Origin of the sequence: Gelidibacter mesophilus DSM 14095 (genome assembly GCF_000423005.1) — a bacterium.
GTDB lineage: Bacteria > Bacteroidota > Bacteroidia > Flavobacteriales > Flavobacteriaceae > Gelidibacter > Gelidibacter mesophilus.
Window position 1 is genome coordinate 107,342 of record NZ_AUHD01000010.1, and the last position, 15,198, is coordinate 122,539.

Annotated in this window: 8 protein-coding genes; all 8 read left to right on the plus strand. The window is 41.4% G+C overall.

The window, feature by feature from the left end; genetic code table 11:
- Positions 1-131: 131 nt before the first annotated feature.
- The 8 genes from G525_RS0112755 (at position 132) to G525_RS0112790 (ending at position 15,092) form a co-directional block, all read left to right on the plus strand.
- A complete protein-coding gene (locus G525_RS0112755; RefSeq protein ID WP_027126510.1) occupies positions 132-818 on the plus strand; it encodes an ABC transporter ATP-binding protein in 687 nt (228 codons plus the stop codon).
- Positions 819-930: 112 nt separating this feature from the next.
- Positions 931-3,378, plus strand: a complete 2,448-nt coding sequence (locus tag G525_RS0112760) for an ABC transporter permease (protein WP_027126511.1) — start codon at positions 931-933, stop codon at positions 3,376-3,378.
- A gap of 121 nt (positions 3,379-3,499) precedes the next feature.
- Complete coding sequence (locus G525_RS0112765) at positions 3,500-5,920, plus strand: ABC transporter permease (RefSeq protein WP_027126512.1); 2,421 nt, start codon at positions 3,500-3,502, stop codon at positions 5,918-5,920.
- A gap of 57 nt (positions 5,921-5,977) precedes the next feature.
- Positions 5,978-8,377, plus strand: a complete 2,400-nt coding sequence (locus G525_RS0112770; protein WP_027126513.1) for an ABC transporter permease — start codon at positions 5,978-5,980, stop codon at positions 8,375-8,377.
- Between the two features lie 57 nt (positions 8,378-8,434).
- Positions 8,435-10,837, plus strand: a complete 2,403-nt coding sequence (locus G525_RS0112775) for an ABC transporter permease (RefSeq protein WP_027126514.1) — start codon at positions 8,435-8,437, stop codon at positions 10,835-10,837.
- A 56-nt stretch (positions 10,838-10,893) separates the two neighbouring features.
- The gene (locus tag G525_RS0112780) at positions 10,894-13,314 is read left to right on the plus strand and encodes an ABC transporter permease (RefSeq protein ID WP_027126515.1); all 2,421 of its coding nucleotides are present in this window, start codon (positions 10,894-10,896) and stop codon (positions 13,312-13,314) included.
- Positions 13,315-13,434: 120 nt separating this feature from the next.
- The gene (locus G525_RS0112785) at positions 13,435-14,178 is read left to right on the plus strand and encodes a head GIN domain-containing protein (RefSeq protein ID WP_027126516.1); all 744 of its coding nucleotides are present in this window, start codon (positions 13,435-13,437) and stop codon (positions 14,176-14,178) included.
- A gap of 245 nt (positions 14,179-14,423) precedes the next feature.
- Positions 14,424-15,092, plus strand: a complete 669-nt coding sequence (locus tag G525_RS0112790; protein ID WP_035479646.1) for an ABC transporter ATP-binding protein — start codon at positions 14,424-14,426, stop codon at positions 15,090-15,092.
- Positions 15,093-15,198 lie beyond the last annotated feature (106 nt).

Here is a 15,198-nt window from a genome sequence, read left to right on the forward strand (position 1 = left end):
GGACTTCTAGCAAGACCTGCAAGATAGGAGCCAAGCGGTCCTTTTAGGTCTTATAACGAGGAAATAACCAATCTCCTTGGAGATCTGAAAAGAAAATAACCAATAGAAAACCAACGATAATTATTACAACCATGATAAAAATAACAGATTTAGAAAAGTACTACGCTACCGAGGAAGTCCGAACGATTGCGCTCAACAAATTGTCCTTTAACGTAAAGGAAGGGGAATTTGTGGCTATAATGGGTCCATCCGGTTGCGGGAAGTCCACCTTGTTGAATATTTTGGGACTGTTGGACGATCCGGACGGTGGCAGCTTTATTTTTAATGACATTGAAGTCTCTGGCTTTAATGAACGGAAACGTGCTGAACTGCGCAAGCACAACATCGGCTTCGTGTTCCAAAGCTTTAACTTGATCGATGAATTGACGGTCTTTGAAAACGTGGAGTTGCCGCTGATCTACACTGGGGTGAAAGCGGCCGAAAGAAAGGAACGTGTAGAAGCGGTTTTGGAAAAAATGCAGATTATGCATCGTAGAAAACACTTTCCGCAGCAATTATCCGGAGGACAACAACAGCGGGTGGCGGTAGCCAGGGCGGTAGTGAACAATCCTAAACTCATCCTTGCCGATGAGCCTACCGGGAATTTGGACAGCAGCAATGGTAATGAGGTAATGGCCCTGTTGACCGAATTAAACGAAGCAGGAACTACGATCATCATGGTGACCCACAGCGAACACGATGCTAAATACAGCCACCGTATCATCCGTATGCTCGATGGGCAGAAGGTGACGGAGAATATTTTGATGGAGGCCCCCTAATCCCCGAAGGGGTAATGCTTACTCGAACGGGAGTATAAATAAAAACTAAGAATTGAGTCATTGCGAGGCACGAAGCAATCTAACTGACAGAGATTTTTAAAACATAAGAAAAATGATACGGAATTATTTCAAAATCGCATGGCGAAACATCTGGAAGAACAAACTCTTCTCTGTCATTAACGTGATCAGTTTAGCCATTGGCTTGAGTGCGTCTTTTGTGATTGGCCTCATGGTGTATTATGACTTTACTTTTGATAACTTCCATAAAGATGGAGATTTAATCTATCGCATTACTACGGTTTACGGTTCTCCGGAAGGGGAGGATTATAATTACGGGGTCTCCGTGCCATTGATTGCAGAAGTCAAGGAAAATTTATCGGGGATTCAACTAGCGACTGCTTTCTTTACGACCGAGCCGAGTAGGGTAATGAACACGTCCTTTTCAAAAGCTTATAACAATCCTGAAAAAGTAATTTTTGCCGATCCCGATTTTTTTAAGTTTCTTGATTATGAATGGCTTGCGGGCCACCCCGAATCGGCCATGGCATCTCCCAATCAGGTGGTGCTTACTGAAACGCGGGCCAAAAAATATTTCCCCAATAAAAGCTATCAAGACATCTTGGGTGAAACGCTTGTTTATGACGATTCCGTTTCCACAACGGTTACGGGCATAGTCGCCAATTTTAAAGAACGCACCGACTTTACTTTTGAGGAAATGATTTCCTTGGAAACCGGGAAGCAGTCTTATCTGAAAGATCAAATAACGGACGGAAATTGGAACAGCACAAGTTCCATGACCCAATTGTTTGTCAAACTCAACAGTAAAAATGCCCTTTCTACCGCAAAAAAGCAGCTTAACGATATCGCCAAGAAAAACGAAAGTAAAGATGCAGTGAAATATGGCGAATATCGCAGCTTTTATATGCAACCCTTGAAGGAGCTCCATTTTGGCGAAACCGATGGCATCTTTGATTTTACGGAGCATGTCGCCAACAAAAAGGTATTGCTGGGTTTGTTATGGATTGCCGCATTTTTATTGCTTTTAGGATGCATCAATTTCATCAATCTCAATACCGCGCAAGCCACGCAACGTGCCAAGGAAATCGGGATTCGTAAAACTTTGGGCAGCTCCAAAAAACAATTGGTATTTCAATTTCTTTGGGAAACCTTTTTGCTGACCCTTATTTCGGGATTGTTCTCTATTGTTTTGGCCGCAGGATTGCTAAACGTATTTGAAGATTTTACGCCGGAAGGACTTCATTTTGGATTGTTTGCAGATCCGCTGATCATCGCATTCGCAGGTGTTTTGATTGTCACCATTAGTCTGCTTTCAGGATTCTATCCGGCCTTGGTGCTCTCGTCATTCAAGCCGATCTCAGTATTGAAAAATCGGGTGTTTTCGACCAATAACCATATTTCACTGAGAAAGGGATTGATTGTTTTTCAGTTTATTATTGCCCAAGTCTTTATTATTTCAACGGTTGCCGTAGGACGACAGATCCATTTTTTGATGAAAAAGGATATGGGCTTTAAAACCGAAGCCATCACCAACATCAGAACGCCTTGGATGGATTCTTCCCTTGAAAAGCGTGAAGTGTTGATCCAAAAATTAAATTCCATCCCGCAAATAGAGAACGTAAGTCTTGGCGGTTCGCCGCCGGCATCTTTTAACACCCATGCTACTAATGCCATTTATCGGGATGGAAAAAAAGAAATACGTAGCGATCTGGAATTATTATATGGCGATGATCAGTATTTGGAATTATACGACATCCATCTTATGGCAGGTCGCCAACTTCGTAATGATTCCATCCATGAATATATTATCAATGATACTTATCGCAAATTATTGGGATTTGAAACGCCGCAGGAAGCAATCGGCAAAATGGTTAGCCAAGGGGAAGAGGCCGTGCCCATTGTTGGAGTGATGGAAGATTTTAATCAGCGATCCCTAAAATCGAAAATTCAGCCCATGGCCTTTGTGGGCGATTGGAACCGAAAGCGCTATTCGCAATTCAATACGCTGCATCTTCAATTGAACAAAGCAAGTTCCGACAATTGGCCAACCGCGATTGCAAAGGCCGAAGAAGCATGGAAAAGAATGTATTCCGAATCGGACTTTAAAATGGAATTTATAGACCAATCCATTGCAAAGTTTTACCTACAGGAACGCAGTATGACCAAGCTGCTCAATTGGGCGACACTTCTTTCGGTCTTGATCAGCTGTCTTGGGCTATTGGGCTTGGTGATCTATACCACCGAAAGACGGGTCAAGGAAATTGGGATCCGCAAGATTTTGGGAGCCTCATTGGTACAGCTCAATGTATTGCTTTGTAAGGACTTTTTAGTGCTGGTCCTTTTGGCTTTTGTCATTGCGGCACCTATTGCGTGGTATGGATTACATAATTGGCTTCAGGATTATGCCTATAAAACGAATTTGAGCTGGTGGATTTTTGCGGTCAGCGGATTGGGAATAAGTGGATTGGCTCTGGTAATTATGAGTGTGAAAACACTTTCTACGTCCAGTAAGAATCCGGTAAAAAGTTTACGAACCGAATAAAAGCCCTCTAGCCCCCGAAGGGGGAACGCTTACTCGGACGGTATTATAAATAAAAAATTCAGAACTGGGTCATTGCGAGGCGCGAAGCAATCTAATTGTGAAGTCTTTAAAACATAAAATTATGATCAGAAATTATATAAAAATCGCTTGGCGAAGTCTTCAGAAGAATAAACTTCAGACAATTATCAACCTATTGGGCTTAACCGTGGGTACGGTGTGCTGTTTGAGCATCCTTATCTATGTGATCGCCCAATTTGGGTATGAAGAACAATTCTCAGATTCGGAATCCATTTATAGAATTAATACGGTCATCACAGAGCACGCTAATGGCGAGACGTCCGCAGGGTCATCGCCACCCATTGCTATGGCGATGAAAGCCGATTTCCCGGAAGTCGTTGAGGCCTGTAGAGTTGTATATTTTGGCGCCGGTAACGACGGACTTTTAAGAAATCCAGAAACGGATCAAGCCTATTATGAATCCCGAGGTTACCTGGCAGATTCTACATTCTTCAAAGTATTCGATTACCCTTTTGTTGAAGGCACTTCAAAAGGTGCTCTAACAGCACCAAATTCAATCGTGCTTTCTGAAACCTTGGCCAAAAAACTCTTCGGATCAAAAAATGCCTTGAACAAAACTTTGATCCTGGGAAGTGGGGCGGCAGAACAGACGCTTAACATAAAAGGTGTTTTTAAGGATGGTTTTGGAAAATCGCACTTAAATCCCAACTATATTTTGACTATGGATTCCGGTGGATTAGGCCAACAGGTATTGTCCGTCACTAATTTTGCTACGGAAAATTTCGCTAAAAGTTATGTCAAATTAAAGACGGGAACAAAAGCATCCCGTGTGGAAGCAAAACTTCCGGGATTTTTAGAACGACATGGAGCGAAGGACTTTGCTGAGGTTGGTTTCCACAAAATATTATCCTTGCAAAAAATCACGGATATTCATCTGTATTCAAAAGATGTCAGATTTCAGATTGGGAGCGTTTCGGACATTAACTATTTGTATATGTTGCTTCTTTTGGCCCTGTTCATCCAATTGGTGGCCTGTATCAATTTTATCAATCTCAGTACGGCCCACGCCAATAAGCGGGCTAAGGAAATTGGGGTGCGTAAAGCCATCGGTGCAGATAGGAAGGATTTGGTACGGCAGTTTTTAGGAGAGTCCGTGCTGCTGTCACTTGTCGCTTCGGTGCTCAGCATTCCACTAACCGCGCTGGCATTACCTTACGTAAATACCTTGACCCAAGGTGACATCGGTTATGTCAATCTCTTCGATTGGCGACTTTTAATAGCACTCTTGGTTTTGGGGGTCACGACGGGGCTTATTGCTGGCCTGTATCCTGCGCTTATTTTGTCAGCCATTAAACCTGTAAAAGTTTTAAAAGCGTCCGTAAATCTTAATTTGGGGAATGGTTATTTGCGAAAAGCATTGGTGGTGTTTCAGTTTGTGGTTTCTATCGGCTTGATTTCTACAGTCATCATCATCACCCAACAGGTAAACTATGCCCAACAGATGGATATGGGTTTTGATAAAGAGAATCTGATTGCGATCCGGTTGGGAACACAAGATCTTTCCGAGAACTTCGGTGCCATTCAATCCAACTTCCAAACGATAAATGGGATTAGTAAAGTTGCGGGTACCAATTATTATCCGTCGGCATTTATCATGGGTGATATGGGGTTGATCCTTCCGGGAGGAAACTTGGCCGATCGCACCATCGTGCATTATAATGGGGTGACACCAGAATACCTCGAAACGGTCGAAACTGCGCTGCTTGTTGGTCGCACCTTACGCTCTAATGATGGTAATCAGATTTTGGTCAACAAGGCAACGCTTGATGCTTTCAATATTTCTTTGGAAAAGTCTGTTGGTTCAAAGCTTGTGAACTCCAATGGTGGCGAAACCGATGAATTCGAGATTGTAGGGGTGACGGCCGATTTTAATTTTGGAAGTTTAAAGGATAAAATAGAGCCCATGTTGCTCTACAACGAAACCGAACCCGATTGGGTGCTGCTCAAAGCAGACACCCAAAATTTCGAGGCTCTTCTTAATAACCTTGAAAGCGCTTGGAAAACCATAAATCCCAACACGCCGTTTGTGTTCACTTTTGTGGATAAGGAAGTCGAGAAATTATATGCGGAAGAAAAACGCTTGGGCAAAATATCGGTGGTGTTTACGTCTTTGGCCATATTGATTAGTTGCTTAGGATTGTTCGGTCTGATTTCTTTCGTGGCAGAGCAGAAGAAAAAGGAGATTGGCATCCGTAAAGTCTTGGGTGCAAGTGTGCAAAATGTAGTCCGGCTATTAACCAAGGATTTTTTAAGGTTGGTAGGTATTGCTTTTATCATTGCGACACCATTGGCCTATATCGTTATGCAAAACTGGTTGGAGGATTTCCCATACCGAATTGCCATCGAATGGTGGGTGTTTGTGATTGCAGGAGCTGCGGCGTTGATTATAACGCTTTTGACCGTGAGCTTTCAAGCCATAAAAGCAGCGGTTGCGAATCCGGTAAAAAGTTTACGAACCGAATAACGTTAATCAGACCTCACAGGTTTCAAAAACCTGTGAGGTCTTAGAAAATATAAAATTATGATCAGAAATTATTTTAAAATCGCGTGGCGGAACATTCGCGCGAACAAACTCTTCACCGTATTAAATATCGCGGGGTTGGCCATTGGTATTTGTGTGTGCATTATCTTGTTTTCCTTTGTGAATACAGAGCTTAGTTTTGATAAGATGTATTCTAATTCTGATGACATTTATAGGGTAAATATGGAAACTTCAGAAGAATACAATTTTGAAACCTGGGCGACCATGCCTAACGCTGTTGGCCCGGCATTGGAGCAGGACATTCCTCAGATAAAAAGAATGGCGCGACTCATTAAAGATGATTTTGGCGCTACGGCATCCTTAAAGATCGGCGATAAGAATTTTACTGAAAACAACCTCTATTTGGCAGATTCTTCGGTTTTTAAAATGTTTGATTTTGAATTTCTTCAAGGAAATGTTGAAACTGCTTTTTCAAAACCTAAGTCGGTTGTGCTTTCGCAGACCACCAAAAAACGTCTGTTTGGTAACCAAGAAGCAATGGGGCAACTTATAACCGTAAATAATCATGACACTTTGGAAGTTTCAGGAATTTATGCCGATTTACCCAAAATCAGCGTGATGGACTTTAATATGGTCTATAATATTATGGACTCCTGGATGGGCACCAATGTGTACTGGAGCAATGCCAGCTATGAAACCTTTGTCCAACTTGAGCCTAATGCGAATATTCCCGAAATTGAGAATCAAGCCTCCGCTTTAATCGATAAATATGTGGATAAAGAAGACCAATATTTTACGAAATTCTTGCTGCAGCCGCTCACAAAAATCCATTTGTATTCGGCGGAGGTCAGAGAAGGGTATTCAACAAAATTGGGGAGCATCACGACCATTAAAAGCCTCCTTTTCTTGTCTTTGCTAGTACTTTTTATAGCCTGTATCAACTATATGAACCTTGCCACCGCTAATTCTCGAAAACGGGCAAAGAGTATTGGAATGAATAAGGTTTTGGGCGCCAGCAGACGCCATATGCTATCCTTGTTTTATGTCGAAACCGGAATTATGGTGTTTTTATCCATTGTGATCGGGTATGCTATTTCTTTTTTGATACTCCCATTGTTTAGAAGTATTACGGGGAATGAACTCGGGTATCAAGATCTATTAGCCGCACCAATTTTAATCGGATTATTAATTATCTGGATTCTGGTCACGCTCATTGCAGGTAGTTACCCAGCAATCTCAATGTCGAGTATCTCTCCGCTTATTTTGGTGAATAAATCTAAGACAAAAGGTGCGGCTTCTGAGTTGGTGCGCAAAGGATTGGTAGTCTTTCAATTCGCTGCTTCTATTGTCTTGATCATTGCGGTGACGGTTATCCTTCAGCAGATGTCCTTCATAAAAAATAAAAATTTGGGTTATGACCCTAGCGGAATCGTTGCGGTTTCGGTCAGCTCTGCTGAAACTGGGCAACAAATTCAAAGTTTGATTAAAAGTTTGGAACGACAGGTGGCGGTGGAAAGTGTTTCTGCCGTACAATCCATGCCCGGCGCCAATGAGAGTGGACGGGCGGTGCTCAAATTGGCTACGGACAATACAGGAATGCCCATAGCCAGTTGCCGTACGGATGGGAATATTGTTCAAACCCTAAAGCTAAATGTTCTGGCTGGGACTGAACTTCCAGAGACAATTACCGAGGGGGATTCCATTATTTATACCTTGATCAATGAGAAAATCCTTAATTATTTGGGCTATCAGACCCCTGACGAAGCCATTGGGAAAATAATCCATACTGAATTGGGCCCGAGAGCCCTAATCACCGGCGTGGTGGAGAATTTCAATTTTAATTCGCTTAAGGAAGATATTGGTGGTTATATGTACTATAAATCGCGCAGGGCTCCAGAAGGGATTCGCACCCTTTTAGTGCGCTATAACTCACAAAATCTGTCTCAATTTATGGAGCAATTGCAGTCAACTTTCAACGAAGCCTTACCAAACACAGCGTTTGATTATCAGTTTTTGGACCGACATGTGGCGCAGTTATATGCATCTGAGGAAAGGACAGCGCGTACGGCGACTATTTTTTCAGCCCTCGCCATTTTTATCGCCTGTTTGGGTCTGTTTGGATTGGCAGCATTTACAGCAGAGCAACGCCGAAAGGAAATTGGGGTACGGAAGGTGTTAGGTGCCACAGTTACTGGCATCACTCAATTATTGTCCAAGGATTTTTTGAAATTGGTTTTGGTGGCGTTTGTCATCGCGGCTCCAGTTGCGTATTGGCTAATGCACAAATGGTTATTGGATTTTGCGTATCGGACGGAGATAACCTGGTGGGTTTTTGTTTTTGCAGGGCTTGCTGCCCTGTTGATTGCATTGCTGACCGTTAGTTTTCAAGCCATAAAAGCTGCGGTCGCCAATCCGGTAAAAAGTTTGAGAACAGAGTAACGTTAAATAGACCTCACAGGTTTCAAAAACCTGTGAGGTCTTAGAAAATATAAAATTATGATCAGAAATTATTTTAAAATCGCGTGGCGGAACTTTAAAAAAAACAAAGTGTATTCGTTTATAAATATTTTCGGATTAGCACTTGGCCTTGCGGTGACTATGATTATCGGCTTATGGATTGTGGATGAGTTCAATTATAATTCCCATTTTAAAAATAGCGATCAGATAGCACAAGTCATGCAAAATAACACCATCAATGGCACAATCGAAACTAATGAAGGTTTACCATTGGCTTTGGAATTTCAATTGCGAGAAAACTTTGATGATGTTTTTGAATTGGTAGTTATGTCATCACGAAGTGACGAACGTTACTTAAGTGTTGGTGACAAAGTCTTCGCGACTAACGGACGATTTATGCAAATTGACGGTCCAGAGTTATTGGAGTTGGAAATGATTGAAGGATCAAGGAAAGGGCTCAAAGATAGCAACGCCATTCTTTTATCTGAAACGACAGCGAAAAAACTTTTTGGAAATTTATCCGCCATAGGAAAATCTGTGGTGTCAAATAATGAATATCCTATGATGGTTACTGGGGTTTATAAGGATATTAGCACCAATAATAGCTTTAGTGATCTGCACTTTATAATGCCATTTAAACATTGGATGTCTACACAATGGGGATGGCTTGAAAATCAGGATTCTAATTGGACTTATAATCCCTTTTTCATTTATGTGAAACTATCAAAAAACGCCGACTTGGCAGCTTTAAATGCTCGAATTAAGAACGTAAAGAAAGACAATCGTTCTGGTGGGGATTCCTTTAACTCGGAATTGTTTGTCTTCCCAATGGTAAAGTGGTATTTGCACTCTAATTTTGAAAACGGACAACAGGTTGGAGGACGTATTGAAAACATCTGGCTTTTTGGAATTATCGGTTGGTTTGTATTAATTCTCGCCAGTATTAATTTTATGAATCTTAGCACTGCAAGATCAGAAAAACGTGCGCTTGAAGTAGGGATTAGGAAATCCATCGGCTCCACTCGAATACAGTTGATATATCAATTTTTGAGTGAATCGTTTTTGGTTGTTTTATTCGCATTTGTCATCGCTATTGGGTTGGTGATAGTATCACTGCCTGCATTCAATTCCATCGCAGGGAAAGATGTTGTGTTTCCTTGGTCAAATGTCCTTTTTTGGATGATCTCGGTCATTTTTATTGGTGTCACAGCGTTAATTTCTGGCAGTTATCCTGCATTATACTTGTCGTCTTTTAAACCCATCAAAGTATTGAAAGGTACTTTCAGGTTGGGCACATTTGCAGCAGTTCCTAGAAAAATACTCGTGGTAGCTCAATTTACAGTTTCTATTGCACTAATCATCGGAACCCTAATAGTAAAGAACCAAATTGCCTATAGTAAAGATAGACCTGTGGGAATTGAAAGTGCGCATTTGATTCAAATACCATCTTCAAGCAAAAACTTCTCAGGAAAATATGAACTTATTCGTAATGAGTTTATGGCTTCTGGTGCTGTCACTGAAATGGGGTGGGGGACGAGTCCAACTACTAGCGTATGGAATTATGCATCGGGTTATGATTGGGAAGGGAAGCCTGCTGATTTTCAAGAAAATTTTGCCCTAATGGCAGTTTCTTTTGATTATATAAATACCGTAGGAATGAAAATAATAGAAGGGCGTTCATTTTCTCGGGATTTTGCGACCGATTCAAATGCTGTGGTTTTAAACAAAGCGGCTGTCGAATATATGGGCATTCAAAACCCTATAATAGGCAAGTACATTCGACACAGTCATCCAGGCCCGCAACAAGTCCCAATGCAGATTGTGGGCGTTGTAGAAGACGTGATCAATGAGTCTGCTTATGACCCAGTGTCGCCACAGATGTATCAATTTGGTCGTGGCACTGGCGGTTTCTATTATTTGAAACTAAATTCAGAAAACAGTACTAGTAAAAATCTAATACGCATTGAAAAAGTATTTAAGGATAATTTCCCGAACCTCCCTTTTAGATATGATTTTGTAGATGAAGAATACGCACAGACTTTTGTGGCCGAAGAACGGATTGCTAGCCTTGCTGGGGTCTTTACGGTTTTAGCTATTGTGATCAGTTGTCTCGGTCTGTTTGGATTAGCGGCTTTTGTTGCAGAACAACGAACCAAAGAAATTGGGGTGCGGAAAGTACTTGGAGCAAGTGTCTCCAATTTATGGATTTTATTATCTAAAGATTTTATTCTCTTAGTGGCAATCGCACTTCTTATTGCTACACCTGTCGCCTATTATTTTATGAGCGAATGGATTGAGAAATTCTCATATCGAACAGAGATATCCGCAGGACTATTTTTTATTGCCGGTTTGGGCGTTTTGCTGCTGACAGTTATAACAGTAAGTTTTCAAGCCATAAAAGCAGCGATGGCAAACCCGGTGAAGAGTTTGAGAACAGAGTAACGTTAATTAGACCTCACAGGTTTCAAAAACCTGTGAGGTCTTAGAAATATAAAATTATGATCAGAAATTATTTTAAAATCGCATTCCGCAACCTTTGGAAAGATCGGACGTTTACAGCGCTCAACATTGTCGGACTTACCGCAGCCTTTGGCGTGGCCATCTTGCTGGGCATGTTTGGGGTGTTTCAACTGTCTTTTGACCGTTTCCATAAAAATGGCGATCAACTTTATCAGGTATATTCCGAAGACCAAGACCCCGATGGTGTTGATGCCAATATCTCAAAATCGGAGCCTTTTGCAGCTGCGCTCCAACAAGAGGTGCCCGGGGTTGAGAAGATTACCCGATTTAACGGGAGGGGAATTTTGATCTCCTCTGCTGGAAAACAATTCCAAATGACAGGTGCTTACGTGGATCCCGATTTTTTCGAGATGTTTAGCTTTCCAATTATTAGTGGCGATAATAAAAACCCGATTACTTCGGAAACTTCCATCGCCATCACGGAAAAAACTGCCAAGCTTATTTTTGGATCTGAAAATGCCATCGGCAAAACGGTCACCATTTTGAGGGATGGAGAAGAGGTTCCGTTTACGGTCAATGCCATTGTGGAGGATTTTCCAGAAACCAGTTCTTTGGGATTTGATGCGGTCTTGAATTTTAAAAGCCAACCGAGAGATTCCTATGCAGAAACCATTGGGCGATGGGATATGGAAAACCATGAGGTGTATATGCAATTGGCCAAGGGCATGACGCCTGTACAATTTGAGAATAACACCGTCGCTTTTACCAATCTACATTATAAGGACGAAATAGAGAGTGCCAAGCGTGACGGTGCTCAACCCGATGCCAGCGGTCATTTTCGTCAGCAAAAATTGGTCTCGGTATTCGATCTCCGATTTGCAAACTTTAATCAAGGCCCTGTAAGCATTGACCAAACCATGCCCTTTTTGGTTTTAGGGATTGCCTTGCTCATCCTGTTTATCGCCTGCGTCAATTTCATCAATATGAGCATTGCCAAAAGTGCGCATCGTTTGCGCGAAATTGGAATGCGCAAAACATTGGGTGCGAATATGCGCCAATTGTTCTTTCAGTTTTGGGGGGAGAGTATTTTGGTGTTTTTGATGGCCTTTGGTTTGGGGGTTTTAACGGCGATTTTGCTTTTAAAGCCTTTTCAAACCTTGTTTAGAACGAAAGCGTCCTTTGCGAGTTTGGCAGAGCCTTCGGTGTTGATAGGCGTTTTTTTGACCGTGGTTTTAATAACGCTTCTCGCCGGTGGCTATCCCGCTTTATTAATGAGTCGCTTGGGAACTTTACAAAGTTTAAAGGGTAAACTGGAGAACAGCGGAAAAAACCGGTTGCGCAACAGTTTGATGGTGTTGCAATTTGGTATTGCCATCCTCTTGATCAGCGGAACGCTGGTACTCTGGCAACAAGTGGAATTTATGGGAACTAGGGATTTGGGCTTTAACAAGGAGCAGGTCATCGCCTTTCCGCTCAATGGAAAACGTAATGACCAACAAGCGATACAATTGATGCGTGACGCACTTCAAAACAAGCCAAACATCATTAGTATTACGGCTTCAAACAATATTTTGGGTCTTGGCAAGGATGGTACACGCGCTACTAGCGTGCTTGGTTTTGACTACAAGGGTCGCGGGGTGTCAACCCACATGGTGGTTGTGGATGCCGATTATGTGGAGACCTTGGACCTTGATTTGATAAAAGGACGTTCGTTTCATAAAAATTTGGCCAGTGATAGTTTGTCCATTATCATCAACGAGTCGATGGCAAAACAGCTGAATGAAAAGGAAATTTTAGGTTCCAGGGTTATTTTGGACGATTCCGTGGCCTATTCTGTTGTGGGTGTGCTAAAGGATTTTAATTTTCAGGAACTCGACCAATCCATTGCGCCAATGACGCTTTTTGCTTTTCCGGATTCGAATTTAAGAAACGTGTATGTAAAAGTGTCATCACAGAATCTAGAACAATCCTATACTGATGTGAAAGCAGCTTGGGCGTCTATTGAACCTAATGCAGAGTTTCAAGGCTCTTTTTTAAATGAAAACATTGAAAGAACCCTCCGGAATGAACGCACCATGACCACGATGATCGGCAGTGGAAGTCTTCTCGCCATTTTATTGAGCTGTATTGGTCTCTTCGCCATGTCTCTGCTGATCGTAACGCAAAGAAGAAAGGAAATAGGCATACGGAAAGTGGTTGGCGCCAGCGTGGCAACCATCACTGTTTTATTGACCAAAGATTTCTTGAAACTCGTAGGCATTGCGTTTTTAATAGCCACACCAATTGCTTGGTATGCCTCATCACAATGGTTGCAAAACTATGTGTATCGTATTGACTTAAGTTTTTGGCTGTTCTTGTCGGCCGGAATGATTGCCTTGGTAGTTGCGGTATGCACCATAAGCTTTCGCACGATACGGGCAGCTTTAAAAAACCCGGTGGAGAGTTTGAACACGGAATGATCTTCTTAGCCCAGATTGAGGGATGCTTTCTCGGATATAGTGAGAAATTGTGCAATTGGCAGTCTACAGTCCAATTATTAAAGAACTTAAAAACAACACCAATACTAAAAATCAAATATTATGATACGTTTAATTTTCATATTAGTAACACTCACTTTATCAGGTATTGAAGCTGCTGTTTCGCAGAATTCAGTAGCGGTGTCCAATTTTGATAAGATGATAATAAGTCCGCATATACAAGTGACTTTAGTTCAGGGTTATGAGGAAACCGTGACGGTGGAAAGTAATAAGGTAAGTGATGAAAAACTTAATATTGAGGTCAATGGCAAAACCCTGCGCATTTATCTGGAGGATGCCAAAGAAACCACCAAGGAGGAGATAGTTCAAGAAAATGGAATGAAAATGAAGCGTCCCATTTATAAGGGAACCGTCGTTATGGCGACGATTACCTATAAGAACTTGGACGAGATTTCAGTGAGGGGCGAAGAAACCCTCGTGTGCAAAAGCGTCTTGAAAGGAAATAAATTCGACTTGAAAATTTATGGAATATCGCACATATTTCTAAACGATGTCAATCTAAAGAAACTTCACACGACGATTTATGGTGAGAGTGAATTGGTAATCAAATCAGGAACTATCCAATGTCAAAAATATACGGCTTATGGTGAAAGCAAAGTAAATGCCTTAGCGATCTCAAATGAAGAAACGAAAATCTCGGCCTATGGCGAAGCAGAATTTAAAATCAATGCTTCAAAAAAAATAAAAATCACATCTTATGGTGAAGCTTCTCTGGAATATAAAGGAGATGCCGAAATTAATAAAGGTTTAAATATAGGGGGTGTGAGAATTAAGAAAGCTCTCTAATGCTCAAAGGAAGAATTCAGGTCTGAATCATTGCAAGGCACCTATTGGACTCACTGGTTTTAATAACCTGTGAGGTCTCTAAAAAAGATCAAAAATGACCAAAATCAGATTCCTAGTCACCCTTTTGTTTTTTTTTATTAATGAGGGGCTCCACAACAAAAGAGCAGTGAAAAAGGAGTCAGCAGTATGTAGTCTTGCCCTCAAAATGCCAATAAAAATTGTTATAATCAATAAAAAACACAACCATGCTATTAGAACTAAACAACATATTCAAATGGGTCAATCAAGGTGGAAAGCGCATTTTTCTTCTCAGTGATTTGAATTTTAATGTAGAGGAGGGCGAGTTCATCTCAATAATGGGGCCGTCTGGTTCCGGGAAATCGACCTTGCTCAACGTTATTGGCATGTTGGACGGATTTCAGGAAGGTGAATACAATTTTTTGAATCAGCCTGTCCACGCCATGAAGGATAAAGAGCGCTCTAAGCTGTACAAGGAATATATCGGTTTTGTATTTCAGGCCTACCATCTCATTGATGAATTGACCGTTTATGAAAATATTGAAACCCCTTTACTTTATAAAAACATAAAATCTTCTGAACGGAAAGCTTTAGTTGCCGATATGCTTGACCGATTCAATATTGTTGGGAAAAAGGATTTGTTTCCTAGCCAATTGAGTGGTGGGCAGCAGCAATTGGTAGGTATTTCCCGTGCCTTGATCACTAAGCCCAAGCTTATTTTGGCCGATGAACCCACCGGGAATCTGAATTCAAAGCAAAGCGAAGAGATCATGCAGCTTTTTAAAGAACTTAATCAAGAAGGCGTTACAATTATTCAGGCCACACATTCTGAAAGTAATGCGGCTTATGGCTCACGAATTTTACATCTTTTGGATGGAAGACGGAATCCTCATTAAAATAAATTATGAGTCCCCTGAATCCTATAATTAGAAAACATTTTGACCTTATGAATTTTTAACTTTTTAACAGGACAATTTTTTGTGGGCTCACAAACTCATAAAT